21 protein-coding genes are annotated in these 26383 nt (G+C 47.4%); 12 read left to right on the forward strand and 9 right to left on the reverse strand.

Annotation, left to right across the window (positions count from 1 at the left end):
- Nucleotides 1–33: 33 nt before the first annotated feature.
- The 6 genes from DWY79_RS04230 to DWY79_RS04255 form a co-directional block, all read right to left on the reverse strand.
- On the reverse strand, nt 34–1227 hold the full coding sequence (locus DWY79_RS04230; RefSeq protein ID WP_122368908.1) for an esterase: 1194 nt from the start codon (nt 1225–1227) through the stop codon (nt 34–36).
- Nucleotides 1228–1292: 65 nt separating this feature from the next.
- Nucleotides 1293–2501: a hypothetical protein gene (locus DWY79_RS04235; protein ID WP_122368909.1), complete on the reverse strand. Its 1209-nt coding sequence runs from the start codon at nt 2499–2501 to the stop codon at nt 1293–1295.
- Nucleotides 2502–2564: 63 nt separating this feature from the next.
- Nucleotides 2565–4418 (reverse strand): DUF349 domain-containing protein, encoded by a 1854-nt coding sequence (locus DWY79_RS04240; protein ID WP_008780630.1) that lies wholly within the window; start codon nt 4416–4418, stop codon nt 2565–2567.
- Between the two features lie 216 nt (nt 4419–4634).
- Nucleotides 4635–5870 (reverse strand): sodium ion-translocating decarboxylase subunit beta, encoded by a 1236-nt coding sequence (locus DWY79_RS04245; protein ID WP_122368910.1) that lies wholly within the window; start codon nt 5868–5870, stop codon nt 4635–4637.
- Nucleotides 5870–7795, reverse strand: a complete 1926-nt coding sequence (locus DWY79_RS04250) for a biotin/lipoyl-containing protein (protein ID WP_005861011.1) — start codon at nt 7793–7795, stop codon at nt 5870–5872. The genes DWY79_RS04245 and DWY79_RS04250 overlap by 1 nt, the downstream gene beginning before the upstream one ends.
- Before the next feature lie 18 nt (nt 7796–7813).
- A complete protein-coding gene (locus DWY79_RS04255) occupies nt 7814–8110 on the reverse strand; it encodes an OadG family protein (RefSeq protein WP_008773957.1) in 297 nt (98 codons plus the stop codon).
- 333 nt (nt 8111–8443) lie between these two features.
- Between DWY79_RS04255 and DWY79_RS04260 the strand changes: the two genes are divergently transcribed.
- Entirely contained in the window at nt 8444–9409 is a 966-nt protein-coding gene (locus DWY79_RS04260) for a tetratricopeptide repeat protein (protein ID WP_008773956.1), read from the forward strand.
- Between the two features lie 23 nt (nt 9410–9432).
- Here DWY79_RS04260 and DWY79_RS04265 read toward each other — a convergent pair whose 3' ends face one another.
- Entirely contained in the window at nt 9433–10344 is a 912-nt protein-coding gene (locus DWY79_RS04265; RefSeq protein WP_122368978.1) for a PD-(D/E)XK nuclease family transposase, read from the reverse strand.
- 526 nt (nt 10345–10870) lie between these two features.
- Here DWY79_RS04265 and DWY79_RS04270 point away from each other — a divergent pair.
- The 8 genes from DWY79_RS04270 (at nt 10871) to DWY79_RS04305 (ending at nt 20481) form a co-directional block, all read left to right on the forward strand.
- Entirely contained in the window at nt 10871–11974 is a 1104-nt protein-coding gene (locus DWY79_RS04270; RefSeq protein ID WP_122368911.1) for a hypothetical protein, read from the forward strand.
- A 32-nt stretch (nt 11975–12006) separates the two neighbouring features.
- Nucleotides 12007–14043 carry a fimbrial protein gene (locus DWY79_RS04275; protein WP_122368912.1) on the forward strand — a complete coding sequence of 679 codons (2037 nt, stop codon included), beginning with the start codon at nt 12007–12009 and terminating at the stop codon, nt 14041–14043.
- Nucleotides 14044–14061: 18 nt separating this feature from the next.
- On the forward strand, nt 14062–15960 hold the full coding sequence (locus DWY79_RS04280; RefSeq protein WP_122368913.1) for a hypothetical protein: 1899 nt from the start codon (nt 14062–14064) through the stop codon (nt 15958–15960).
- Nucleotides 15961–16302: 342 nt separating this feature from the next.
- A complete protein-coding gene (rpmH, locus tag DWY79_RS04285; protein ID WP_005633099.1) occupies nt 16303–16455 on the forward strand; it encodes a 50S ribosomal protein L34 in 153 nt (50 codons plus the stop codon).
- Nucleotides 16456–16605: 150 nt separating this feature from the next.
- The gene (locus DWY79_RS04290) at nt 16606–17232 is read left to right on the forward strand and encodes a PASTA domain-containing protein (RefSeq protein WP_005861027.1); all 627 of its coding nucleotides are present in this window, start codon (nt 16606–16608) and stop codon (nt 17230–17232) included.
- A gap of 4 nt (nt 17233–17236) precedes the next feature.
- Entirely contained in the window at nt 17237–18316 is a 1080-nt protein-coding gene (locus DWY79_RS04295) for an RluA family pseudouridine synthase (protein ID WP_005861030.1), read from the forward strand.
- A 2-nt stretch (nt 18317–18318) separates the two neighbouring features.
- Complete coding sequence (locus DWY79_RS04300; RefSeq protein WP_122368914.1) at nt 18319–19311, forward strand: D-alanine--D-alanine ligase; 993 nt, start codon at nt 18319–18321, stop codon at nt 19309–19311.
- Nucleotides 19312–19317: 6 nt separating this feature from the next.
- Nucleotides 19318–20481: a 1-acyl-sn-glycerol-3-phosphate acyltransferase gene (locus tag DWY79_RS04305; RefSeq protein WP_005866611.1), complete on the forward strand. Its 1164-nt coding sequence runs from the start codon at nt 19318–19320 to the stop codon at nt 20479–20481.
- Between the two features lie 106 nt (nt 20482–20587).
- Here the strand turns inward: DWY79_RS04305 and DWY79_RS04310 are convergent, their stop codons facing one another.
- A complete protein-coding gene (locus DWY79_RS04310; protein WP_048927888.1) occupies nt 20588–22267 on the reverse strand; it encodes a membrane protein in 1680 nt (559 codons plus the stop codon).
- A gap of 296 nt (nt 22268–22563) precedes the next feature.
- On the opposite strand from DWY79_RS04310, the gene DWY79_RS04315 reads away from it, so the two are divergent.
- The gene (locus DWY79_RS04315) at nt 22564–23037 is read left to right on the forward strand and encodes a helix-turn-helix transcriptional regulator (protein ID WP_005866615.1); all 474 of its coding nucleotides are present in this window, start codon (nt 22564–22566) and stop codon (nt 23035–23037) included.
- A gap of 67 nt (nt 23038–23104) precedes the next feature.
- Nucleotides 23105–25255, forward strand: a complete 2151-nt coding sequence (locus tag DWY79_RS04320) for an MAC/perforin domain-containing protein (protein WP_122368915.1) — start codon at nt 23105–23107, stop codon at nt 25253–25255.
- On the opposite strand, the gene DWY79_RS04325 is transcribed toward DWY79_RS04320, so the two are convergent.
- A complete protein-coding gene (locus DWY79_RS04325; RefSeq protein WP_048927890.1) occupies nt 25252–25461 on the reverse strand; it encodes a hypothetical protein in 210 nt (69 codons plus the stop codon). The two genes, DWY79_RS04320 and DWY79_RS04325, sit on opposite strands and share 4 nt — an antisense overlap.
- Before the next feature lie 106 nt (nt 25462–25567).
- Here DWY79_RS04325 and DWY79_RS04330 point away from each other — a divergent pair, with 106 nt between their 5' ends.
- Complete coding sequence (locus DWY79_RS04330) at nt 25568–26380, forward strand: DUF6261 family protein (RefSeq protein ID WP_122368916.1); 813 nt, start codon at nt 25568–25570, stop codon at nt 26378–26380.
- Nucleotides 26381–26383: the final 3 nt, after the last annotated feature.

A 26383-nucleotide genomic window follows, 5' to 3' on the forward strand; every position in this document is an offset into this window, starting at 1 on the left:
CACATGCCGCGTCTCTACAACTGGGGTATTTTGTTATTTGAATAACATTGGGGCGAATTTTGTGAGGTAGATGCGCCAGTTTTTCCAGATATGGCCGCCGTCGCTCTCGTAGTATTCGTATTTGTAGCCGCTATCGTCTAGTTTCTTGCGATAGTCTACGTTGTTCTTGTATAAGAAGTCGGTTTTACCGATAGCGATCCAGTATAATTTCGGGTGCTTGCCGAATTGTACTTTCAGCTTCTCATCCATATTCTGGTAGATGGGAGATTCGGAGCCTTCGCGGGGGAGGATAGCGGCAGAGAATAATCCCACGTAATCGAACATATCCGGATATTGCTTAGATATATGCAAAGAATGGAAACCACCCATGGAAAGTCCGGCTATCGCACGGCTGGATTTCTTCTTTTCTACACGGTAATTGCTCTCGATAAACTTAATGACATCCGGGAAGCTGCTTTCCATGCTACCCTCCATGGTTTTAGGTAGTTGCATATTCGGCTTAACTAAACCTAGGCTGGATTCTCCCGGAGCGGCCTCTTGATCCGCGTTTCCGTTTGTCATAACCACGATCATCGGTTTTGCCTTACCTTGGGCGATCAAATTGTCTAAGATTTGGGCCGTACGTCCTAAGGCGATCCAAGCTTCCTCGTCGCCACCCATGCCATGTAAGAGGTAGAATACCGGATATTTTTTGCCACTTGTCTCATAGCCAGCCGGCGTATAAACGGTAATACGGCGGGTCTTTCCCAATGTCGGGCTCTCATACCAACGGCGAGCGACCGTTCCGTGAGGAACATCATTAACGCTGTATAAATCGCCCTGTCCACCCTTGATGATAAAGATATTCGTAACGGATGCCACGTCACGGTTCAGATAGACATTGTTCGGATCTGTAGTCTTTAATCCGTCGACAATAAAGGAGTAACTATATAATTCGGAGGGAAGAGGTTCCGGTGTGGTATATTCCCAAACGCCTTCTTTACCTTCCTTTAAATCTACGGTACCGGGTACATCCACTAAACCGAACTGAGTCTCCATCTTCTGTGTGGGAAGGAAATCTCCTGTTACCTGCACCTTGATCGCTTTGGGCGCCATGAACCGGAAGGTTACGGTGTTATCCGGATGAATCTCCGGAGAGATGATGTTCTGACTACCCCAAAGGGCTTGTTGGGCGAACGTGATCACGCTGATCAGCATGAATACGGCCAAGATTGATAATCTTTTCATAATGATAAATTTATTAATGGTATTACTGAGGTCTAAAGATTTTTACAAATGTAATGAATAATCTGTTATATGAGCAATAAATAGGCTCGATAATGTGTGTCTTTCGTGACGGGGCATAATGAGAGGTAGCCTTCTTGAATCCTTCCATTCGCAAAGCGAAGTGGATAAGTCTCAGACATGAGGCGGTGTTTCTCGAGAGCTTCTCCGGCTTCCTTCTCGTAAGAAACCCGGTAATCGCCAACAGCCCTAGGCGCTACATAATGCTGGAATAGACGTAAAGCGACCATTCCCATCGTGTATCGCATATTGATCTCAATGCAGGGATGAATAGCGAAAGATCCATCCTTTTGTCTATAGACCAGCATGTCCACGCCTATACAGCCCGCGTAAGTAGATCCGTACACTTCTTGTAATACAGAGCGTACCGCCTCTTGGATGCGGGAATAGGTTTCTTCGCCCGTGAATCGGGTGATGCGAGAGAGCATGGTGGATTGTTCCTCTAGGATGTTGCCTGTATAGGAGCCTCGCTCCTCGGTATTGAAAACGGATAATCCCTCGTAACGGACAGTACCTTGCCCGTCGGAATAAAATTCCATGGCGAAATCCTGTACTTTGTCTAATCCGCTTTCGATGCTGATCATTCCTTGTTTGTTGAATGCGCCCTCTATCCAGTTTTTCGTTTTTGTATCCGGTTTTCGTTTCTCTACCCATAGCAATCCCCGTCCGGAAGAGGAATAGGGTGTTTTTAATACGAAGGGAGCGTTGCATAAGAGCATGTATCTCTCCACCTCCCGGATTTTCGTGCAGAAACGAGGCGCTACCGGAATAGGGAGATCGGGTAGGAGGGCCTGTATCTTTTCCAGACATTCCGCCGCCGTTTGCCTACCGGTAAGGCGAAAATAATCCTCTTTCCAAGTCGGGACGGATAGCCGGACTTTTGCCTTGTCCCTCAACTGCTCGAATAAATGAAGACTATGCGGGGAAAGTCCCCACGGGGCTGCGTCCATAGGAGAGAGGTAGGGAGCGTTTTTCATCAGCATCGCTTTTGTTACAGGTATAGGAGCCGGGTGTAGGTCTTTGGGTAAATGGGAGAAAAACGGAGGGGCTGCCTTACTATCTTCCAGATAGACAAAATCATCCTCTTCCGCATACCAAACCGGCAGCAGCGCCAAGTCTTTTTGCATTTTACGGACATTTGTCGGTGCCGTGTAGTTCTGTGTCCCTAAAAGTACGGCCGTCTCGTGGCCGGGATTGAAATAATGTATCCGTGACATAAAAGCGTAAAAACAACAAAGCCGTCTTTTTAAAGGACGGCTTTGCTCGGGTTTATGAGATTGTTATTCCAGATTCTCGTCGATGGCATCGATCTTCTTGACTGTTAAAGCCATATCCTCTTTCAGTTTTTCGATCTTGCGTTCCATTTCTTTCAGTAAACCGCCGCCGCCCTTGGAGGAAATGCTTAGGAAGCCGATGTTGTTCTCGTAAGTCTGAAGCTCGTTCTTCATGCGCTCGTACATACGCATCAACTTATCACGCTCGCTGAACAAACGGCCTTTACCTCTTTCGCCGCTGGTCATCTCGTTTAGGTTGTTGCGGAACGACTGCATCTTGCGATCGTTCTGGTCTACCTTCAAGCGATCGAATTGTTGGTCAACCGCCTCGTGATATTCCTTGTAGATCTTATCTTTCTCCTTGAACGGTACGAAACCGATCGTGTTCCATTCCGCCATATAAGACTTCAAGGTCGTGATAGCCTCATCATGTCCAAGGCTCTCGTCCATGCCCTTAATCTTAGCGATCAACTCTTTCTTAGCGGCCAAGTTGGTCTGCTCTATGCTCTTTTGGGAAACAACGTTCTTATTCTTTTGCTCGAAGAAATAATCACAAGCCGAGATAAAACGTTTCCAGACAGCGTCGGAATGCTTACGGGCTACCGGTCCGATCGTCTTCCATTCTTTCTGCAAAGCGATCATCTTATCCGTCGTATCCTTCCAGTCCGTACTATCCTTCAAAGCCTCGGCTTTCTCGCATAACGCACGTTTAGCGTCGAGGTTTTTCTCCATATCGCTCTTGATCGCCTTGTAGAACTCGCTCTTCTTCTCGAAGTAGACATCGCAAGCGGCACGGAAACGTTCGAATATCTTTACGTTATATTTTTTCGGAGCAAAACCAATCGTCTTCCATTTCTCTTGCAAGCCGATTACCTCCTTATTCTTTTCTTCCCAATCCTTAAACGATTTCAACGCGCTGAAATCAATCGCCTCGATTTGTTCGCAAATCACGGTCTTCGCATCCAGATTCTCCTGCTCTTTCGCTTTCAGTTTCTCGAAGTGCTCTTGGTGACGCTTATTGATCACGGTTGAGGCAGCTTTGAAGCGAGCCCATAAGTCCTCACGTAACTCTTTCGCTACCGGCCCGATCTCACGCCATTGCTGGTGCAGCTTCTGAAGCTGGTGGAAAGCGGAGATAACATCCGGCTCGTTACCTAGTTTCTCTACGGTTTCGCACAAGGCGGTCTTCAATTCCAGATTCTTCTTGAAGTCGTAATCACGGAACTGATTGTTTATCTTGATAATATCATAGAATTTCTCGGTGTAGATCTGATAGTTCTTCCAAAGCTCGTTCACGTGCTCTTGGGGAACGGCCTTCACCTCTTTCCATCTTTGTTGGATGTCCTTGAAAGAGTTGTATAATTTATTGAAATCATCTTGGCTTTCGCAAAGCTCTTTCAACTGGTCGATCAACTGCAATTTCAAAGCGTAGTTAGCGGCCTTTACACGCTCTTCCTCGGCGAGGATAGCGGCTCTTTTCTCTTTATAAGAGGTGAGCAAATCCTTGATCTTGTTCTCGGTTTCGTCAGCGGGGGCTGTAAAATCCTTTTCTTCGCCACCATCAGCGATGAATACTTTCTTAAGCTCTTCCACCTCGTTACGACGGATCTTGTAGTAAGCCTGTTTCAAAGCCTCTACTTCTCCACGGGAAGTCTCTACGGAAGTCTCAACAAGTTCGGTTAACTTAGCGAGAATTTCTTCTTTGGTTAATTTACCTGCGGCAATAGCAGCATCCGCCTCCGCTGTATCGTTGGCTTCAACGTCTGCGGTAGCATCGATTTCCGGCGTCTCAACCGGTTTTTTAGTTTCTTCCAATTTCCCGGCTTCTTCCGGCAAATTAGTCTCAAGAGTGTCCTTCATATACAATCGCTTTTAAGAAAAGGATAAATACATTCCTATATCAAGTCACAAATTAAACTAAATATTTTTGGATTACAGCATTTCGGGGAAATTATTTATCTAAAAAGTCATTTTGGATACTAATAGATGTTAAGGTTGGCCGATTTCTCCTGATTCCGGTTGTAGAGACGGGGCATGCCCCGTCTCCCACCATCTACTCATACTATTTAATCTTATTTATCCCAAGAAGGAAATCAACACGCCGGCAGCTACCGCTGAGCCGATCACCCCCGAGATATTACTAGCCATGCAATATTGCAAGACATGGTTCTTCGGATCATATTGCAACGCGATCTCATTCGCCACACGAGAGGCCATGGGTACAGCACTTAAACCCGTGGCTCCGATAAGCGGATTGATTTTCTTCTTGGTGAACAAATTGAAAATCTTAACGAAGAAGATACCTCCGGCGATAGACAAGGCGAATGCCAAGAAACCGCCGATTACGATACCGATTGTTGTCAGGTTCAAGAACGCCTCTGATGTCATGGTAGCTCCGACAGATAATCCAAGGAAGATCGTCGCGGCGTTCATGATGCTGTTGGAAGCCGCATCGAACAGTCGGAACGTATTTGTCCCGATCTCCTTTATCAAGTTACCGAACATCAGCATACCGATCAATGGAACGGAGCTGGGAACAAACAAGGCGACTACGGTAGTTACCACGATCGGGAAGATAATCTTCAATACACGCAAGTTCTTGATCTCCGTGTCGGAAGGAAATTTCTTCTCTTGCTCTTTCATGTTGATCCGTAACTCATCCTTCGTACACAATAGTTTAACTACCAAAGGAATGATAACTGGAACTAAAGCCATGTAAGAATAAGCTGCGATAGCGATCGGGCCTAATAAATGAGGCGCCAACTTAATGGTCGTGAAGATAGCCGTCGGGCCATCGGCACCTCCGATGATTCCAAGAGATCCGGCTTCTTTCGGTGTGAATCCCATCAAGATCGCTACCAAAAGCACCGTGAAGATTCCCAATTGGGCCGCGGCGCCGAAAATGGATAGGCGAAGGTTGCGGAGCATTGGGCCGAAGTCGGTCAACGCACCGACACCCATGAAGATAATCGGCGGCAAGAAGCCCGTCTTGATCAACATATAATAGATGAAGTTCATCAAGCCAAGCTCGTGTGCGATATCATGCAGCGGCATTTCCCAGATGTTTCTCATCACGCCGTGTACATTAATCAACCCATTCTCATCCGCTTGAATCACTCCCATATCGCCTCCGGGGAAATTGGCGAGCAATACGCCGAACGCGATAGGCACGAGCAATAGTGGCTCGTATTGTTTCTTGATACCGAGGTAGAGCAATACGAACGCTATGGCATACATGATCAAGAACTGCGGTTCAGCAATGATATTGCTGAACGCAGTCATCTCATATAAGTTTTGAAATATCTCGTTCATTATTGAATCGTCATTAATACATCATCCTCAGATACGGCATCACCGGAAGACAGGCAGATCGCCGTGATCGTTCCCCCGAACTCGGCACGTACGGCATTGTATGTTTTCATGGCCTCCACGTAGCAAAGGACATCACCTTCTTTCACTACGTCGCCTACCTTCACCGGTGTATCGGAAGCGTTCTTTATAAGGAAGAATTTACCTTCCAGCGGAGAAAGCACCTCTTTTCCAGCGCCTGCGGGAGCGTTTGTTGTCTCCGGGGCTGTCGGGGCGGGAGCCGCTGTCGGTTTAACTTCCGGAGTCGCGCTGTTGGTATCACCAAAAGCGACGGTCACACGGTAAGCTTGCCCGTTTACATCTACGGTCATGACTTGCGGAGTAGTCGGCATCGTTAATGCAGCGGCAGGTGCCGGAGCCGGTGCGGCTGGAGTGGCGGGTACCGTCGGTTTACCGGCGTTCGCTTTCTCTGCCTTACGTTTTGCCACGTCTGCCTTAAACTCGACCTTGGCCTTTCCGGAGCGATATGCCTCGTATTGAGCGGGGTGCATGGCGTATTCGAAGAGTTCTTCCTCATCCTCGCCAACTTCCCATTGCTTCTCGTTCATCAACTTTCGATACTTATCCAATGCGTCCGGATAATTGTCTTGAGGATTGCCCTCGAAGAACTGGCGGCCTTCGGCCTTCGCCTTCTCGACGATCTCGGGAGCCAACGGGCCCGGAAGACGTCCGGCCTTTCCGAGGATCATATCCCAGATATCGTCGGCGATCATGCTCCAGCGGGCTTTCCCCTTCTCCATCTGCATGACGTTCATCAAAGCTAGGTTCTTCACGTATTGGCTGAATGGAGTTACCAATGGAGGATAACCGACACGTGGCCATACGTAAGCTACCTCGTCGAACAACTTGATCAATAACTGGTCTTGAGACATCAGCGGTTTGTTGTTCTTTATATTGCTCTTGTTGATCGTCTCTAGGTTCTTCTCAAGGTCCGCCATCAAGCTACCCATCATACCGCCCGGAAGTCCCGGTCCGATCAGCAAGGAATTCATCAACCGGTTCTTCGGGCTGATATACAATCCCAAGAAATCATCCATGAATTCTTGAACCAAGGCACGAACCTTCATATAAGCCTCCATATTGATCTCGGGCACCTTATAACCGGCGTCCTTCAACATCGCCTGTACGGTCAGCAAGTCCGCATGTCCTGTACCCCAAGAAAGCGGCTCCATACCTACGTCGATATAGTCGCAACCTGCGTTACAAACCTCCATGATGGAAGCTACGTTAAAGCCGGGACCGGCATGGCTATGATATTGGATCGGGATCTCTGGATATTTTTCCTTGATATTGGCTACGATACGGCCTAATGTGTACGGACGTCCGATACCGGCCATATCCTTGATACAAATCTCATCCGCTCCGAGCTCGATCAACTCGAATGCCATCTTGGTATAATACTCAACCGTATGTACCGGAGAATGCGTGATACACAAGGAGCATTGTGAGATCATACCGGCCTCTTTCGCGTATTTAATAGATGGGGCGATATTCCGTACGTCGTTCAAACCGCAGAACGTGCGGGCGATATCCGTTCCCTGCGCTTTCTTTACCTTATAAAATAGCTGACGTACATCGTCGGGTACCGGGCTCATGCGAAGGCCGTTCAACGCGCGGTCCAACATATGCGTCTGGATACCTGCCGCATGGAAAGGTTTTGTCCATTCACGGACCGCTTTATTAGGATTCTCGCCGAATAATAAGTTGACTTGTTCAAATCCTCCGCCATTCGTTTCCACCCGGGCGAAACAGCCCATCTCGATAATTGCCGGAGCGACTCTGGTTAGTTGGTCTACGGTCGGGACATACTTTCCGGCAGATTGCCACATGTCTCTGAAGACCAAACTGAATTTGATTTCTCTTTTCATGATATTAATATGTATTATTTATACTTTCTCAATTTTGATAACTTTCCCCTGTCCACGGGTCACGGCGCTGATTGCCGATACGATGGCGGCTGTCTCCTGTCCGGAAAGACTGCCGATTGCGGTGGTTTGCGTTGGAGTGGCCGTTTGTACCCGAACGGCTGCCGCTACTGGTTTCTTCGCTATGATCTCTTCCGGTGCGTATTTATTCACCAAGACGATAAGTCCTTTTCCCAGATTGATAACGATCAAAAGGATAGCAAATACGGTGGTCATTCCAACTACCATTAACAAAAGTCCTGTCTCTATATTCTCCATATTCTATATTTGTGGCTAGCTTAAAAGGTTTCTACAAAGGATTGAGCAACTTTCAGCCAAATTAAAAACAATCGCAAAATTATAAAATACTGGAAAACGATCTGTTACATTTTAATTAAAAAAATGAAAATAAATAAGCGAAACGGCCTTTTCGGTGAATGATTGTCAGCTTGAAAAAACATGTACGTGTTTTCCGAAAAACATGTACGACTTTTTCCAAAAACACGTACGTGTTTTTTCCGGCGCTTGTACGGCTGAAAATTCAAATATATTACCGTAACTTTGCGGTGGAATTCTAATAATGTAAAACTATAATAATTAAGGAATAAGACCATGGGAAATTTCTTTACATCTTTATTCTCTTCTTCCAAACCGGCCGAGGCGACGGAGGATAAGGCGAAGAACGAGCAGAAGAACTTTGATATCTTGAAATACGACGGCGTACGTGCCCAGAAGATGGGAAAACTTGTTTATGCGATCAAATGCTTTACGGAGGCACTGAATATACAGGAGGATTTTGAGACGATGAGCTATCTCGTTTCCGCTTATACGATGGCGAACGATCTAGGGAAAGCCGAGGATGTGTTGAACCGGATGGTTGAGATGGAGCCGGATCATATCGCTACCCGCTTGACTCGCGTTAACTTATTGTTTATGTTGGATAAGGATGCGGAGGTCATAACCGATTGTTTGCACGTGATCGAGCTAGAGCCTTCTAATCATGTCGCTTATTTCATGATGGCAAAAGCGAAGAAAGCGACGAATGACGTATTTGGCGCTATCGCCGACTTGACGAGATCGATCTCCTTGAAGGAGGATTTCGCCGATGCTTATTTATTGCGTGCGGAGATTCTTTTAGGACTGGGACAAGCTAAAGAGGCGCTGCCCGATGTGGAGAAAGCGATCGAGATCGTGCCGGAGGAGGAAAGTTCTTATTTATTGAGAGGACGTATTCATATGGCTTTAGGGGATATCGAGGCCGCGAATTCTGATTTCCAGCAGGTCCTAGATCTAAATCCGTTTAATGAGGACGCTTGTATCTTATCTGGTCAGTTACTGATCGAGCAAAAGAAATATGACGAGGCGATCGCTTTCTTCGACGAGGCGATCGAGACGAATCCGTCTTTTGCCAAGGCTTATAGTGAGCGTGGGCGAGCCAAGAATCTGAAAGGTGATAAGACCGGTGCGTTCGAGGACTTGAAGAAATCTTTGGAACTGAATCCAGAAAGCGAGGAGGCCCAGAAGATGAACGGACAGCATTCGAATTTCGATGATATGTATAAAGGGGGAATCTTTTGATTCCCCCTTTATATAAATAGGTATTAGCAATTCGCTATTTCTTCCGGAGAAAGCCCGGTGCAGTTTGCGATTATCTCTATGGAAAGCCCTTGCTTTTTCAAGTTGGCGGCAATTTGACGTTTCTCTAGGTTCTGTCCTTCTGCAATGCCTTCCTCTCGTCCCTTGGCTATGCTTTCTGCTCTCCCTTCTGCTATGCCTTCAGCTCTCCCTTCCGCATGTCCTTCTATCCATCCGGTCTCGATGACGCTCTTTTGATATCGAAGGGCTTCCATGTGGGCGTAGTATTGGCTTTTCTCGGAAGGGCTGAGCCTGTCGATCCGTAGCTTCTCGCGTGCCTCCAGTAATCCCTTGGCAGTGGCATGCTCATCTATTTCTCCTGTTTTCAAGAAATAGATCCATTGGTCGAGAGGCGTTTTCGCCAGTTCGTCAAACTCGTTGACACGTAATACGTAATATTCCGGAAAAATATCGTTGGCTTCCTGTTTGACGAATTGTTCCCGTTGGCGGGTGGATAGTTTCAGTATATCATCAAAATGAATGCCTCTGAATTGGGTCTTCCCGTGATATACGTAATCCTTTCCCTGTCCAAGGCTGAAATAGATTATGTTTACGGAATATATTTTCTTGATGGTTCCATATTTCTCTCCCTCGTGGATATACTCGGTGACGGTCTTGGATCTGCCATAGAGCATACGGTGGAAATAGTCTAGCTCCCGGTTGTTCTGTACCTTGATGATTACAAGTTCGCCTTTGTCGTTTTCCGCCAATACGTCTACCGGATTGAACTTGTCCTCGCTTTCAAGGATGCGTACGATCACCACGTCCTCTCCGAGAAGAGTGGATAAAAGACCTTCGAGGACTACAAAATTGGACTTTTGGCGAAGTAAACGTTTGATCGCCCAATCGAAACGTACTAACGATGATTTATTTTTCATAGTTATCTTGTTCATTTGTTTATACTTCCACAAAGATAGTGAATTAAACGATTATCTTTGTTCCTATTCATAAAAAAGCAACCATGACCTATAATGTTTCTCTGGCAGCATGGGTATCTCTATCGAAATGATAGGATTCTCTATCGTTTATTTCAACAAACCTTAAATTGCTAGTTTTACCCCTTAAAGTTGAAAGTTCCGCCTATTCCATTCATTAATGTATCCATTTAATTTTGCCAGTGTAAAAAGCCTAACTTACAAATTTCCGGTATCTAGTACAGATAGGACTAAGGGCGGTGAGTTACGTAGGAAAATAGGCTAAATAAGGAAAGATCAACCCTCTCCATTATTGAATGGCAAATTGAGCTGATCTGAAAATAATGTCTACCAAAATAATAAAATTGGATAGAATATGCAATCTGACAAGTATTTGGAATGGAAGGAAAGGTATTAGTCCTATCTGAACTCAATCCATCTTAATGTCTTTTATCAAGAATAAGGAGGTTGAACGAATAAATATAAGAATATGGAAATAAAGACGATAATCTCAAGTATCTGCTTGTTACTGCTGGCGGTCTCGTGCTCAATGGATGATGATGCGCTGAGGGATATAGAGAAAGGACATTCGGGGAGTGTTGTGATAGAGGAGGGAGAGGTTCCCCTTTCTATGAAAGTTTCTCTTTTTTCTTTGGAGACAAAATCCTTGTCTGGCGTAGGGACATTGCCTGCTTCCATGGACGAGGCAAAGATTAATAATTGTACATTGATTTTTTTTGAGGGTGGGCAAGTCAATTCGATAATGGAAGGGCTGTTTGTAAATAGCGAGAATTATATCGTTAAAAAGAAAAACGGCACGGAAGATGACTGGGCAAAAGTAATCGTGAAAGTGAAAAAGCCTAGCCCTTACTCCGTAATGGTAATCGCTAATAGCTCTAAATCGTTTGCGGGTTGTCAATCGGAAAGTGATATAAACGATATAATACAGGATAATAAGGATGCTTTAGTTAAAGTAGGGAAAATGAATATCAATTTTGATTCCAACTTTGCCGGTTATGCGACAATTAGGGAAGCATTGGAAAAACCTTTAGAAGTTGGTCCAGTCCCTCTTTCTCAGCTAACCGCTCGTATAGAACTTGCGGAATTTAATGTTTCTGGTTTTCAAGGAGCATCTGTTCAAGAGAAGATTACTGTTACAGGAGTGGATCTGTTGAACTTGAATCCTGAGAGTTATACGACAAATGAGCAAACTCATAAAAATGCGACTTATTTGCAGGAGAATAAGACGTGTAATGTGGAGGTATATGATGGAGTATCGGAGCTTCCGTCAACTTATTCTTTTGTAGAGAATAAAAATGTATTGTCTTTTTACTCGTTCCGGAATCTGGCGGCGGCAGAAAGTGATCAAGTGAAAATACAAGTCCGGTTTAAGGTCGGAAATAGCGAGGAAAGAACGACAAGGCAGTTTGTGATCAATAAGGAGGGGAATATTTTGCATGGTGTAAAATCCGGATATGTTTATCGCTTGGTTGTCAATATGACTATTATTGGAGATAAGGTCGAGACAGAACTACTTTGCTATACAAGAGATTGGTTGAATAATACCATATCCATTCCTATGGAAGATAATTAAGGTGTAAACGGGTAAAATAAAAATACAAGATTATGAAAATAAGGAATATATTATCAGTGCTGTTTGTCGGACTGCTTTTCACGAGCTGTAACTCGGAAGAAGAAGTTCAGCGAGGAAATGAGGACGGGCGGGATATCTCATTCTCTATGACTCTTACTTTGGGAGAAGTGACAGCGATGACGAAAGCTGGAGGGGATATCGCTGAAGGGTATACATATTCGACGGAGGATGAGGTAAAAGTGAATAATGTTGTGGTCGCTATATTCAATGAGGCGAATGGAACTGTGGGTGAGTGCTTGGAGTACAAGTCTGTAGCGTTTGACGGGGGAATTTCCAATTCTACCGTAACGATTGATGGAAAAACATTGATTGCTTATAAAATTGATAATATACAAGCAAAGACAGGTAAGGTTCGTATCGTAGTGATTGCGAATTCAACGCATTATAACGAGTTGGCCGCATTGAAAACGACTACTTATGAGAACTTGAAAGGTTTGTCGGAAACAGTTTCTGGTGGGACTTTTGATGCTTCAAATTTAGTAAAGGTTGGAGAGTTGCCTTCGTATGAGCTGAATACGACTGTGACAAGTATACGTGTTCCGATGACGCAATTAGCGGCACGCATCGATATGAAGTTTACGGTAGATGAAGAGCCGGAGACTATTTCTGGGACAAGTAATACAAAAGTAACCAACCAATGGTTCTATTCCGTAACTAAACTTACGGTCAATAATATTAATCAGAAATCAGATTTGCTTTTGCTTGATCGAAATAACCGATATGATAATGCTCTCTCTACAGGTAAAGTGCTTACCTTGCAAAACGGGGTTGCACTACCTTTCTATACCTATGAGAAGTTGAATACGACAACAAGCCCATTGTCTATATATGTGACGGGTGATTTACAAAAGATACAAGTTACGACAACTTTTAATGAGGATATGACCATTCAAAACGTAACAAAAGGGGATATAATCGAGGAAGAAAAAGACCGTTCATATAAATATGAGGATTTTAATCCGACAAAAGAGCTTGAAGGATGTACGACAAATGGTATCATACATGGTAATAGATATGAGCTTACAGGTAAAATATCCATGAAGACGCAACGAATCAACTTTACGGTATCTACAACACCGTGGGAAGGCGTGGAAAAGTTTGTCGTGGATGTGGTTATTGCAGATTTGAAGTATTTGTTCGTGAGGGAGACTAAAGTGGTGATGGCGAATATCAGTGAGTATAAGATTGAGTTTGCTTCTAGCTCGAATATTACGATTGATCAACCATCTTATGCGACTTATGAAAAGTATGAGTTAAAAGGAAATGTTATTACTAAAGGTACAGGATACTATGATAATAGAGATAAGCAGTATCCGTCTATAATAGGAGATTTAGGAAAGAGTGGATATATCAAAATTACGAGTAAATTACCAGAGAATTATTTCCCAAAGCAATTTGTTTTTGGAGTTCATAATGCAGAGGGTTTGAAAGTATTAGGAATTGCAGTGGATCAGTATCCGCCTCAATATCTGACAGGACAAAAATCAGAAGGTGGTAATCATGATTCAAGTGCAGACTATTCTAAAAATCCTAATTTATTTACAATTACAACTATTGCTGCAGGAGATTGGATTATTGGTGATCCTTCTCATATCGTAAATGGAAAAGTGGAGACAAAGAATGATGAACTTTCTAATAATATGATCTCTCCTCGTTTTATTGCGGCATCAAGGTATGCGGCAGTTTCGGCAGGTACGTATACATGGCAAATGGCACATGATAGATGTCTTACATATTGGGAGACTTTAGATCCGAAGAAGACAGGGAAGAGCGCGACTTATCCTCCCGGCAAATGGAGAATGCCGACATTAGCAGAACTTAAATTTATGGATGTAATACAAGAAGCTTCTCCTGCAATCGATTATTTGTTTAATCAAAGTAGTCAATATTGGGGAGCAAGAAAGCCTTGGTATTATGATTTTGGGAAAAATACATCTAATAGCGCTAGTAATGCAAATACAGTACTTAGCGGTAATGGTGGAGCTCGCTGTGTTTATGATATATACTAATTTAATATAACTCTAATTATGATAAAAAGATTATATACTCTATTTTCTGTATTGCTGTTGCTCGCTTCATGTGCGACAGAGGAAATAGAACAAATAGAAATTCAGCCGACAGATGGATCAATGGTTTCTCTTTCATTCTCTGTAGATGCTCCGAATGCTCTTGAGATTACGAAAGCGACCGGGGATGTGGAGAAAGGCGTTGAGTCCTTATATCTATATACGTTTAAGGAGAACGGAGAGTTTATATCTCCAGTCGTAAAGGCAGAGGTTTCTGGCAATGGATATACGGCTACTATCTCAAAAGAAACCCGTACCATCCATTTTGTCGCCAATGACGGAACGTTAACCCCTTCCCAAGAAAGCGGAATGGCCTCGTTAGCGACAGATAAGCAAATCTTTTGGGGAAAGAGAACTTTTAGTGAAATTCCTGCGAAAAATATAAGCAATAATCTAGAAGATGCTGGTAACAACAATGTTGAACTACTACGAAACTGGGCCAAAATAACGCTGAATCTCTCATCGGAGGCAGCTGTGAAATTGAAAAATGTTTCTTATCTCATTTATAATGAATCACAGTTGGCATCTATCGGTTATAAAGATGCGGGAAAGTTGAATATTCCAAATCAAGATTTTTATGCGCCCCAGAATGAGCCAGATGCTAGTAAATATGCGAAGTCGGGTGAATCTGTGTATACTTTTGAACATTACAACCAAGATAAGAAAGCGACTTTTGTTATTATTAAGGCGCAATTTGCTGGTAACGATACCTATACATATTATAAGATTGATCTTGCCGTAAAGGATGAGAATGATAAGGTAACTCGTGTTTATGATGTCGTTCGTAATTATGCCTTTAATATAACGGTCAAGAGCGTTTCCAGAAAAGGAGCTACGTGGGCTGAGGTTATAGATGAAAATGTGATAGCGGATAATAATATCACGGCCTCGGCTATTATGGAAAAGTATCCGAATATAACTTATGATGGCGAGGCCTTGAATGTTACAAAGACGACATTCGTTTTTACGGGGGCTTCTAACACATTGTCGATGACTGCGACATATGCGGGAGCAGGGCAATTGAGCGTGGTTCCGGATGAGGGAATGTCGGATGTCGTAGATGGTAACTTAAGTTATCCTTCTTGGATACCTTCTGGCAATCAGACGATAACGATTACAGCCAATATAAAGCCGGCTCCTGGCTCCGGTGAGAAAATAGCGTATTTCTACGTGGTAGGAGGTAATTTGCAGCGTAAGATTAAATTGGTCTTACGTCCCCCTTATGACTTTATTAATCCGAGATTTGAAAACGTGAAGAATGGAACAGGCACAAATGAAATTGCTGCAGGTCAGCAAAAAGATGCTTATCTGAAATTCTCGATACCGGAAGATATTGATGAATCCTTATTCCCCATTGAATATAAGATATATACTAAAAAACTGTATGCGGTAGAACCCGGTGTTCGTTTGGAAACGACCGGAGCGAGCGATTGGTACTACGTCTATACGGATCAGATATTTAGTCCTGAAGAGAAGGTTATTCAATTTAAAACAAATACAGCAAATGATGATGAAGATGATGTTATTTTAAAGGCTGATTTATTCAATCCTGTTTCTGATTTGAGTTATACTAGACCTGAAAAAGTTAAAGAGACGAAAACTTTCTATTTGCAATGTCGAAGAAATGGAAGCAATGTGGGAAGTAATGTAACGATCACTTATTCCATATCAAGTGGTGGAGGAGCAGCAATTAGAACTAATAATAGCTCTAAAATAATATTGGATAAAGTATCCGTGTATGCAGATGATGAAATAACGTTTACACACACATATAGGGGAAGTACGTATACTGCGGAAATGTCTGTATCTGATTTGGCGAAAAGTAGTACCAGTAATTATGTATTTGTGAATATGAGATAATAATAATGGGTTCCCATCCATCATGTGAATGACGGATGCGGGGAGCGTGCAGCACACAATGGATTGAATTTGTTTTACACGTAGGCTGCACCTCCTCCCCGGCCCTTTACCTCATATAGCATTCGTGCTTTATCGATGCCATTCATTCCGTAAGGAGATGGGCGGCATCGCTTTCTTCATTTGCCGATGACGTTAACTTACTTGCCCCATGCAGTTAACTTGCTTTGGTCTGATATCAAAGGTTCTTGCGTAAAAAATTGCGCAACCCTTTGTTTATTAAAAAAAAGGCTCTATCTTTGCAGCCCGAATAAGTATGCGAATAATAATAAATAATATAGAAAGATGAAAAGAACATTCCAACCTTCCAACAGAAAAAGAAAGAACAAGCATGGCTTCCGTTCAAGAATGGCTACCGCTAATGGCCGTAGAGTATTAGCTTCTCGTCGTGCTAAAGGCAGAGCTAAATTAACGGTATCTGACGAATACAACGGATAATTAGTCACGTTCTAAAGATTTATAAAGAAAGTAGAGGTTTTTTCCTAAAAAGCCTTTACTTTCTTTGTTTTTGTAGTATTGCTCTGGTGGATATTGGTCTATATGCCGTTTTTTTTCTACTTTTGAACCGCCTACAAATACATACGTGAAATGAGTAACTTTTTTGTAAAACTGATAAAGAATCCGTTTGTCATCAATCTCTTGTTGGTGATAGTCGTGTCGTGCGGCGTTGTTTATGGCGTGCTGGCGTGGCTGGATTCTTATACCCGCCATAATCAAGCGGTGGTCGTTCCGGACGTGAAAGGAATGAAGCTAGAGGACGCCGCCGAGTTTTTCGGGAATAATAAGCTACGCTATAACGTGATCGATTCCGTATTCTCGAAAGATGTGGCTCCGGGCTCCATCGTGGAGTTGGTTCCCGGTGTCGGATCGAAGGTGAAAGAGGGGCGGATCGTCTTTGTTACGATTAACGCGTTGACCTCCCAGATGGCCGTGATACCGGAGGTGGAAGACTTATCTTTCCGTCAGGCGTATGCCTTGCTGCGGGCCCGTGGCTTCTCGTCGGTCGAGATAGAGTATGTGCCGGGCGATTATAAAGATTTGGCGATGGGGGTGGAGTTAAACGGGCGCACCTTGCTCAAGGGGGAACATGTACCGTTGACCGCTCATCTGGTATTGAAAGTAAGCAGTGGCGATCCGAATATGCTTCCCGACTCATTGGCTTTGGATAGTATTCCGGTAGAACCATTGGATAGTGATATAGAAAACTGGTTTTAAGGGAATGGACGAGTTTTTGGACGATATGGATGATGAACAGGTAGACGACCTGTTGATGCCGGAAGAAGACGAAACATCGTCGAGCCAGATGTATGAGCATTTCCGCTTCGTAGCGGACAAGGGGCAATCCCTGCTCCGGGTAGATAAGTTCTTGGTAGACCGTATGATGGGCGCTACCCGTAACCGCATCCAATTGGCGGCTGAGGCGGGTTGTATCTTGGTGAACGATAAGCCGGTGAAAAGTAATTACCGGGTGAAACCTTTGGATGTGGTTTCTATCGTGATGGATCGCCCACGCCGGGAACTGGAGATTATCCCCGAAGATATCCCTTTGAATATAGTATATGAGGACGATGATTTGCTGGTGGTGAATAAGCCGGCAGGCTTGGTCGTACATCCCGGTCATGGTAATTATACCGGTACGTTGGTGAATGCCTTGGCTTATTATTTGAAGGATGATCCCTATTATGATCCTTCCGATCCTCGTTTAGGCTTGGTACACCGTATCGATAAGGATACGTCGGGCTTATTGGTGGTGGCTAAACGCCCGGAGGCCAAGAGTAACCTAAGCCTGCAGTTCTTCAACAAGACAACCAAACGTAAATACCGTGCCTTGGTATGGGGCATCGTTCAAGAGGATGAGGGGCGTATCGAGGGAAATATAGGTCGTGATCCTCGTGACCGTATGCAAATGACCGTCTTCCCGGAAGGCGATCAAGGCAAGACTGCCGTCACCCATTACACCGTGTTGGAACGTTTGGGCTACGTGAGCTTGGTGGAGTGTCGTCTGGAGACGGGGCGCACGCACCAGATCCGTGTACATATGAAATATATCGGTCATACGCTTTTCAACGATGAGCGGTATGGCGGACATGATATCTTGAAAGGAACAACTTTTACTAAATATAAACAGTTCGTGCAAAACTGTTTCGCTATTTGTCCACGTCAGGCCTTGCATGCTAAGACGTTGGGGTTCGTTCATCCTACTACGGGAGAGGAGATGTTTTTCGATTCCGAGATTCCTTCCGATATGCAGCAGCTGATCGACAGATGGCGTGTATACGCGAACACTAAAGAACTATAAAAATGAAAAAGAACATCGCTATCGTAGCAGGGGGAGATTCCTCCGAGATCGTTATTTCATTAAAAAGTGCGGACGGAATCTACTCTTTTATTGATAAAGACAAATATAATTTATATATTGCCATCGTTAAGAGGGATGAGTGGGCGGTTATACTTCCTAGCGGGGAACATACACCAATTGATAAGAATGATTTTAGCTTCAAGGAGAATAGCGTGACGAGGCATTTTGACTTCGCTTATATAACGATACACGGTACTCCGGGCGAGGACGGACGTTTGCAAGGATATTTCGATATGATCGGTATGCCTTACTCGTCTTGCGGGATGCTGGTGAGCGCTTTGACATTCAATAAATACGTATGCAATCATTACTTGAAAGACTTTGGTGTAAAAATTGCCGCATCCATTCATTTGTTCAAGGGAGAGACTATTACGGACGAAGAAGTCGTGACTCGTTTGGGTTTGCCTATTTTCGTGAAACCAAACGATGGGGGTAGTAGTTTCGGCGTGACGAAGGTGAAAGAGCTCTCCGCTATCCAGCCCGCTATCGCTAAGGCGTTTGGGGAAGGACGTGAGGTGATTCTCGAGAGCTTTATCGATGGAACGGAAGTGACATGCGGTTGCTATAAGGTGGAGGGTAAAGAGGTTGTCTTTCCTTTGACCGAGGTGGTTACGGATAACGAATTCTTCGATTTCGACGCAAAGTATAACGGGCAGGTGGACGAGATCACTCCGGCCCGTATCTCCGCCGAGTTGACGGAGTTGATACAGCGCAAGACATCAAGGATCTACGATATATTGGGCGCCAAAGGACTGATTCGTGTGGATTATATTATTCCGGCAGACGGGGAGCCTGTCTTACTGGAAATAAACACGACACCGGGAATGACGGCTACCAGCTTTATCCCACAGCAAGTACGTGCGGCGGGATTGGATATAAAGGATGTCATGACAGACATTATTGAAGACGAACTCAAAAACAGAAAAACAAAATGAATAGATATGGATACAGAAACAGTTTCCCCTAATTTCGACGACATCCGTCCGCTGAACAACAGTGAGGTGAAGGACGCGATTGAAAAATTGGTCGCCAATGAGGATTTCGAGCGGGCTTTACGTTACATAAAGCCGAATTTGAATTGGGAGGAATTCTCAGTTGCCATGCGTGCTTGCAAGACGAAGGAGGAGTTTAAATCTACTCTGGCCTATGACGCTGTAATGACGGTGGCGAAAAATACTACTTTCTCGCTTACTATCTCAGGGCGTAGCCGTCTGCCGAAAGATAAGGCGGCCTGTACGTTTATCTCGAACCATAGGGATATCGTATTGGATGCCTCCTTCTTGAATGTCATGTTATATGATGTGGGGTATGGTATGACGCAGGTCGCTATCGGCGACAATCTTTTAATCCGTCCGTGGATCGAGACATTGGTACGCTTGAACAATAGTTTTATTGTGAAGCGTGGCGTTTCTGTTCGTCAGATGTTGGAGGTCAGCAAGACGCTTTCCGCCTATATCCATCATGCGATCAAGAATGTGAACGAGTCTGTATGGATCGCCCAGCGTGAGGGACGTGCCAAGGATTCGGACGATCGTACGCAGGGCAGCGTATTAAAAATGTTGAGTATCGGCGGTGATAAGGACAATCTGTTGTTGAATTTGATGGATTTGAATATCGTGCCGGTCGCTATCTCCTACGAGTTTGATCCTTGCGATTTTTTGAAGGCGAAAGAATTTCAGATGAAGCGGGATGATCCGGATTTCGTGAAATGCCAGCGGGATGATCTATTGAGCATGGAAACGGGTATCTTGAACAATAAGGGTCGTGTCCACTTTACGATTACTTCCCCGATCAATGATTCCTTGGCTAAACTGGACAAGGATATGGAGAAGAATGAGCTGGTAAGCGCTATCGCGTCCGTTATCGACCGGGAGATCTATAAGAACTATCGTTTCTATCCGTGCAATTACGTGGCGTATGACTTACTGAACGGCACTCGTCGTTTCCAAGAACATTATGGTCCGAAGGATAAGAAGCAATTCGAGGAATACTTGCAAGGACAATTGGATAAGATCGTCCTTCCGAACAAGGATGAGGCGTTCTTACGTAAGAAGATCTTAGAGATGTACTCCAATCCGCTGAAAAATTATCTGACAACTTTATAAGCGGCCTTTATCGGCTATGCGTAGCGGTTCGTACTTGATCCGCCCTTGATCCCCTCCTTTCCGGCGAGCATGCCACCTTCGGGTGGCAGCCGCCGGAAAGGAGGGATTATCTTTTTTGCAGGAATTCGTCCAAGGATTCCTCTTTCTGCAATCCAAGTTTCTTGCGGATACGGCTGCGTCCGGAGTTGACGCTGGGACGGGAGATGCCCAAGGCCAACGAGATCTCGTCCGTGCTCTGCTTCAGGTAGATCAGCATGCAGAGCAGTTCGTCGGATTTGGTCAGTTCCGGGAAGTCCTTACGCAAGCCGGGCAGGAAGCGAGGGTACAGGGCAGCGAAGGATTGGCGGAACCGCAACTCGTCCTCGCCGCTCAGCAAGGAGGGGTTGAGCTTCTGGCGTACGCTGTCGATCACCTCGTTATGGGCGGCTTGCTCCAGCTCGGCGCTCAGTCGCTCATTGCGGCGGTTCAGTTCTTGTTGGGTAGCGAGGAGATTATCCAGCCGTTGACGCTGGATCTCCCGCTCACGTTGGTGAAGCCGGCGACGTTGGAGTGCGTAGACAATGATCCCGGTCAGCAGGCAAATGGCTAGGATCAGGATGACGCGCGTATAAACGAGCGAACGTTCCTTCAAGGCCACTTCGGCGGATAAGGCCCGATTCTCCTGCTCCTTCCGTCCGGTCTCGTAGCGTACGTTGGCACCAATGGCGTACCGCTGTTTCTCCGCCAGTTGCAACGAGTCGTGTATCTCCTTGTATTCCGGGTAGATCTCAGCCATCTTGTCTCCCTTCTTTTGTTGGGCGTAAAGGTTGAGCAAATGCCGTCCGGTCCAATCCATCATATCGTTCGCCTCGTATTTCTTGTAGAGAGCGTAGGCCTCTTCCATCAGGGGGAAGCCTTTTTCCGGCTTTCCGTCGCGTACGAGGCAGGCCCCCAGCATGAATTTGAAAAGATCTTGATACCCCGCGGAGATCGCTTCTTCCTCTTCTATCAATTCCTTGTACCCTTCGAGGGCGGCAGGGATAGAGTCGGGCACATATTCGTAGTAATAATTGTAAAGTATGTTTTTGGCGGCGAGGACATAGGCGTTCTCTTTCAGCTCCTCCCCTCTCTTTAAGGCCTGCCGTGCGTAATATAAGGTAGAGTCGTGCTGTTCCAGCTCCCAGAATATCCCGGCTTTCATCCGGTAGAGGTCGCTGATGGTAAAACTATCCAACTGGAGGGAGTAGTCGATGGAGCGTGAGATGGCCTCCATAGCCTTGTCGTACAATCCGAGGTCGCTATAGGTGGAGGAGAGGTCGGCGAAGGTGTAGACGAAACCCCGGTTGAGCTTCTCGGGGTGGGCTACGCACCAGTCCATGGCTTCCTGTATGACTTCCACCTCTTTTTCCCGCATTCCCTTGCGGCGGTAATAATGGCCGAGGGTAGAGAGCAGGTCGGCCGGATCGTCGGCGGCATCGGGGTGGAGGCGATAGACGGCGAGGGCCCTTTCTTGCACACGGATCGCATCCGAAGGGTCGCGGCGGAATTTATAGAGCGTGTTGGCTACCGCTTGGGCGATACGGATCTCTAGCCACGGGTCGTCGGAAGGGGGAAGAGCGGCGAGGCTGTCGGCGAGGCGCAAGGCCTCCTCCCGGTTGTCGCGGTCGTTGAGCTGCCGGAGTATCTCCTTGGTATCGGGCGGAAGCTGCCGGGAGAGGGAGCCGTCCGCGGGAGGCGTGTCGTGCCGGCAAGCGAGGGTGGCTAGCGAGAGGAGGGTGGCTAGCAGGAAATGCGTGATGTCTCTCATCTGCGTAGGATTTTATGGTTTATCGCGAATATACGCCGTTTTTCATGGAAAATAGCGTGTCCCGGGGGATAAATCGATTGAATCATCTATTGGTTTTTTATCCGTCCGAAGGCCCGGCGGCGTACCTTTGACTTGTCCGTACCACCGGTGCCCCGAGCGGCGTGTCAATTAAATTGATGATCGCATTTCGTGCGGATAAGGCCGTTGTTGAGGACTTGTTGAGCGGATTGCTCAAAAAAGAATTCGTCGTATAAGGATAGGAATGGTTTCCTTTGAGAAACAAAAACGAAGTAGTAATGGAAGGGTCATACTTACGGATTTTGATGATGTGCGGGATGCTGGCGCTCCTCCTCTGCGGGGGCTGCTGGGTGTTCGCATGGAAGCATCTGCGCCGGCGGATCGACGAGCGGTTCGACGTACTGTCGGAACACTTGGAGCGTCACGCCGCCGAGTGCCCGATACGGAAGGAGCACCTGCTGGCCTCGTGCCTTCCCGCCGATCCGGAGCGAAAAGGGAACGGATCGTTCCACCGATCGTTCCGGGCATCGTATCCGGGTTTCCTGCCGACGCTTAGGGAGCGGGTGCCGGGGATCACGCCGGCGGAGGAAACGCTTTGCATGCTGATCAAGATGAACCTGAGCAACCGGGAGATCGCCGACAAGATGTCTATCTCCATCGGAAGCTTGCACACCACCCGCTACCGGCTGAAACAGAAGATGCCGCCGGAGGCCGCCAAGGGCATGGACGAATGGGTACGGGCGATCGAATAGGGTCATGGGGAGGCGAACTCCCTACATTATAATATAGAGTATACACCTTTATCTAAGAAGAATCAGTATGAGAAGAGAATCTTTATTTTTCGGTATTTTGACGCTGGTGGTGTCGGCCTTCCTCACGGGATGTTCCGACGACGACACGGAAGTGTACGTCCCCCAGCGTGTGGCGGAGTTCAACCTCTCCGACGAGTCGGACGGCAACCGGCTGTTCATCATCCATCCGTGGGAGGGCGAGATCGCCATCCCGGTGCACGATGATCGTATCCGCGACTTCGAGTTCAGCGGCAAGTATTTCGATTGGGAGATGAGGCAGGGGGCCGAGAGCCGCTTCCTCGTGCTCAACCTCAAGAAGGAGGTGGAGCGTAAGCCTTTCCTCGAGAAGATCGCCCTGCGGGGGATCGCCAGCAAGTCGGGGGAGGCGGCGACGGACACGCTCTTCCTCGTGTCGCAACCCAAGCTGGAAAGCTCAGCGTCGGATAACGCCCCGAGCTATATGCACAACGTGGGCAAGACGGTGAACACGGCGGGCGATATCTTCGCCGCCCCTAGCGAGCCTTTCCTAGATTTCGACCTGATGTACGGCACGGAGGCTTTCGTGAAGACCCCCCACGCCGAGTCGTGGGGACGGGAACGCTCCGGCGTGGACTACGAGGAGATGGTGGACAACATGTGGCAGGAGCTCGGCATCTCGGTGAGCAGCCTCGGCTTCACGAACCAAGGCGCTCCTACGCCTACGAGGTCGAAACTCTTCTCCGGCTCCTTCGACCAGCGGTTCCAGCATAACCAGACCTCGTCCAACCGCTTCGAGTATCACGTGGACGTGCATGTCAAGCCGATGGTGGAGCTGCATATGGCCACCGCCATCTATACCTCTGCCAGCGATCCCGACGTCTTCCTGCCGTTCCTCACCACGACCGCCTCGCGCTTGCTGAACGAAACCAATAGCGACCTCTACAAGCGATACGGCAACACACAGAAGGGCATCTACGATCTATACGACACCTACGGCACCCACGTGCTGGTGGGCGGTGTCTTCGGCGGGAGCTATACCTATATCTACAGCCGGAAGGAGAACCTCTATTACGACGAGACGGTGTTCGCCGCCGAGGCGGAGCTTTCCGCCAAGTCGTCGTCGCCGGCGGGAGAGAACGAGAACTGGCTCCAGACCTACTACCGCGTGATGGGTACCCACGGCGGCAAGATCGGCGCCGGGGGCGGCTATACGAAGTCGGAGCTGAACGAGCATATGTCCGAGGAGAGCATCATGATCATCACCGGCGGCAACGCCTCCGTGGACTTCGAGAGCTGGGACAAGTCCATCGCCGACGAGAACAGCAACCTCCACCTCGTAAGCTACGGCCCGAGGGGCGATACCACCCGTTGCTTCCTGGTCCCCCTGTATTACCTGACGAAGAACTACGCGCGGCAAGACGCGCTGAAGAAATATCTGGACCCCTACGTGGAGGCGCGTTCGAAGCTGGCCAAGAAACCGCAGCTGATCCTGGCCGACTTCATGATGCGTACCGGGAAGGACAATCACGGGGATCCCGCCGGACAACGTGTCTTCACCGGGCCGGACGGCAAGGAGCGCATCTACAGCCCGCTGGTGCTGAATACCAAGGGACCGAACGACTCGCGGATCGGCAAGATGCTCGATACCTCGGCCCACGAGTACCTCGACGTGGGGGATAACGCCGACCAGCTCTGGTGGGTAGCCCTCGACTTCAAGGACGAGTGCCGCCCCATCTACCACATGCGCTTCATGAAGGAGGACGACGCCCGCAAGCACGGCTTCGAACCGCGGGGGCAGGACGCCGAATCGGGAATGATGTGGGACGCGATCGATAACCATTACGTTTGCTTGAAGTTCTCGCCCGACGACAGCCATAAGGAACCGGTCTCCGGCGTGGGCATCGCCCGCAAGGGGAAGAGCGATGACCTATACTACGTGATCGCCACCTCGCCCGGTACCGACATGACGCTTCCTTACTCCATCGACGAGCAATTCCCGGCCTATTGGGGAAGCAAGGAGTATAAATTGAAGAGCGAGAACCCGCCGTACCGCTTCGGGGTGGACCAAGAGAACGACTTGAACGAGGGAGACAGTTGGTTCGGCCGCAACAAAGCCACCAACCATGAGCAATGGATCTTCCCGGTCTACACCACCAAGCCGTTGGACTGGCCGATCCGGTTTACGAAAGCGACGGACTAGCGAAATACCTCGGAAACGATCCCTACGACCGTAGCCATCCCTCTCGAGGCCTCCGGAACGATCCCCACGACCGTAACGGCCCCTCCCGAAGCCTCTGGAGTGATCCCTATGGTCGTAGTGGCCTCTCCCGAGGCGTCCGGAGCGATCCTTACGACCATAGCGGTCCTTTCCGATGTCTCGGGAGAGATTTCGACACCCGTAGGCATTGTTTGATAGAAAAATATATGATTATCAAAGGGATTATCCTGCATTTGTAGGAAACCTTACGTCTGCGGACAAGAGGAAAGTATTAACGAAAAAACAACAAACAGTATGAGTTTAGCGAAACAAATCGGATCGGTATCGAAGACCGCGTTGACCAACGCCGGCCACATGAACATGAACAACGAGATCTACGCCCGTATCTTGGATACGACCGTGGCCGCCCTCCATCTGGAGGCCCTCGCCCCGGGTTACAAGGAATGCATCGACCGGGAGGCGGAGTGCGTGAACCGCGTCACCAAGAGCGCCTCCACCGCCCAGCTGGAGGCGAAAGACAAGGAGCGTGACAAGACCCTCCAGTTCATCTACTCCATGAACGGCTCCTATAAGGTATGCCCCGACGAGACCCTGCGTACCCCCGCCCTGCTGGTAGACAGCGTGCTGCGGGCCTACGACAAGATCTACGCCAAGGCCTACGCCGAGGAGACCGCCCTGATCGACGGCCTGCTGCTCGACCTCGCCAAGGCTGACGTATCGGAAGCCCTCAAGACCCTCCACCTCGACACCTACGTGGCCCAGTTGAAAACCTTGAACGATGCCTACAAGGCTCTCGACATCACCCGCACCGACGAGTACTCCGCCCGTGTGAAGACCGATACCACCAAGGCCCGCAAGGCGACCGACGAGACCCTCGACCTCATCATCCAGCGTGTCAACGCCTACGCCGTACTTGAGCCTACCGAGGCCATCAACGCCTTCATCGACACCGTGAACCAGATCTTCCGCAAGTATAAGAACCTCATCGCCGCCAAGGGAGGCCCCACCAGCCCCTCCAAGTCCGACGACAAGCCTTATCCCACACCCGACCCTGCGCCCGACCCCGAGAACCCCGGCGGCGATAGCGAGAGCCCGGACGAGATCTGAGCC

Source organism: Parabacteroides sp. AF27-14 (assembly GCF_003635425.1).
Taxonomy (GTDB): Bacteria; Bacteroidota; Bacteroidia; order Bacteroidales; family Tannerellaceae; genus Parabacteroides; species Parabacteroides distasonis.

Excerpts from the sequence above, each read along its gene's own strand:
- DWY79_RS04230 (WP_122368908.1), bottom strand. The coding sequence starts at position 1,227 with ATGAAAAGATTATCAATCTTGGCCGTATTCATGCTGATCAGCGTGATC.
- DWY79_RS04235 (WP_122368909.1), bottom strand. The coding sequence starts at position 2,501 with ATGTCACGGATACATTATTTCAATCCCGGCCACGAGACGGCCGTACTT.
- DWY79_RS04325 (WP_048927890.1), bottom strand. The coding sequence starts at position 25,461 with ATGCCTACGGGTGTCGAAATCTCTCCCGAGACATCGGAAAGGACCGCT.
- DWY79_RS04290 (WP_005861027.1), top strand. The coding sequence starts at position 16,606 with ATGAGTAACTTTTTTGTAAAACTGATAAAGAATCCGTTTGTCATCAAT.
- DWY79_RS04250 (WP_005861011.1), bottom strand. The coding sequence starts at position 7,795 with ATGAAAAGAGAAATCAAATTCAGTTTGGTCTTCAGAGACATGTGGCAA.
- DWY79_RS04280 (WP_122368913.1), top strand. The coding sequence starts at position 14,062 with ATGATAAAAAGATTATATACTCTATTTTCTGTATTGCTGTTGCTCGCT.
- DWY79_RS04305 (WP_005866611.1), top strand. The coding sequence starts at position 19,318 with ATGGATACAGAAACAGTTTCCCCTAATTTCGACGACATCCGTCCGCTG.
- rpmH (WP_005633099.1), top strand. The coding sequence starts at position 16,303 with ATGAAAAGAACATTCCAACCTTCCAACAGAAAAAGAAAGAACAAGCAT.
- DWY79_RS04260 (WP_008773956.1), top strand. The coding sequence starts at position 8,444 with ATGGGAAATTTCTTTACATCTTTATTCTCTTCTTCCAAACCGGCCGAG.
- DWY79_RS04270 (WP_122368911.1), top strand. The coding sequence starts at position 10,871 with ATGGAAATAAAGACGATAATCTCAAGTATCTGCTTGTTACTGCTGGCG.
- DWY79_RS04265 (WP_122368978.1), bottom strand. The coding sequence starts at position 10,344 with ATGAAAAATAAATCATCGTTAGTACGTTTCGATTGGGCGATCAAACGT.
- DWY79_RS04255 (WP_008773957.1), bottom strand. The coding sequence starts at position 8,110 with ATGGAGAATATAGAGACAGGACTTTTGTTAATGGTAGTTGGAATGACC.
- DWY79_RS04240 (WP_008780630.1), bottom strand. The coding sequence starts at position 4,418 with ATGAAGGACACTCTTGAGACTAATTTGCCGGAAGAAGCCGGGAAATTG.
- DWY79_RS04320 (WP_122368915.1), top strand. The coding sequence starts at position 23,105 with ATGAGAAGAGAATCTTTATTTTTCGGTATTTTGACGCTGGTGGTGTCG.
- DWY79_RS04315 (WP_005866615.1), top strand. The coding sequence starts at position 22,564 with ATGGAAGGGTCATACTTACGGATTTTGATGATGTGCGGGATGCTGGCG.
- DWY79_RS04330 (WP_122368916.1), top strand. The coding sequence starts at position 25,568 with ATGAGTTTAGCGAAACAAATCGGATCGGTATCGAAGACCGCGTTGACC.
- DWY79_RS04295 (WP_005861030.1), top strand. The coding sequence starts at position 17,237 with ATGGACGAGTTTTTGGACGATATGGATGATGAACAGGTAGACGACCTG.
- DWY79_RS04310 (WP_048927888.1), bottom strand. The coding sequence starts at position 22,267 with ATGAGAGACATCACGCATTTCCTGCTAGCCACCCTCCTCTCGCTAGCC.
- DWY79_RS04275 (WP_122368912.1), top strand. The coding sequence starts at position 12,007 with ATGAAAATAAGGAATATATTATCAGTGCTGTTTGTCGGACTGCTTTTC.
- DWY79_RS04300 (WP_122368914.1), top strand. The coding sequence starts at position 18,319 with ATGAAAAAGAACATCGCTATCGTAGCAGGGGGAGATTCCTCCGAGATC.
- DWY79_RS04245 (WP_122368910.1), bottom strand. The coding sequence starts at position 5,870 with ATGAACGAGATATTTCAAAACTTATATGAGATGACTGCGTTCAGCAAT.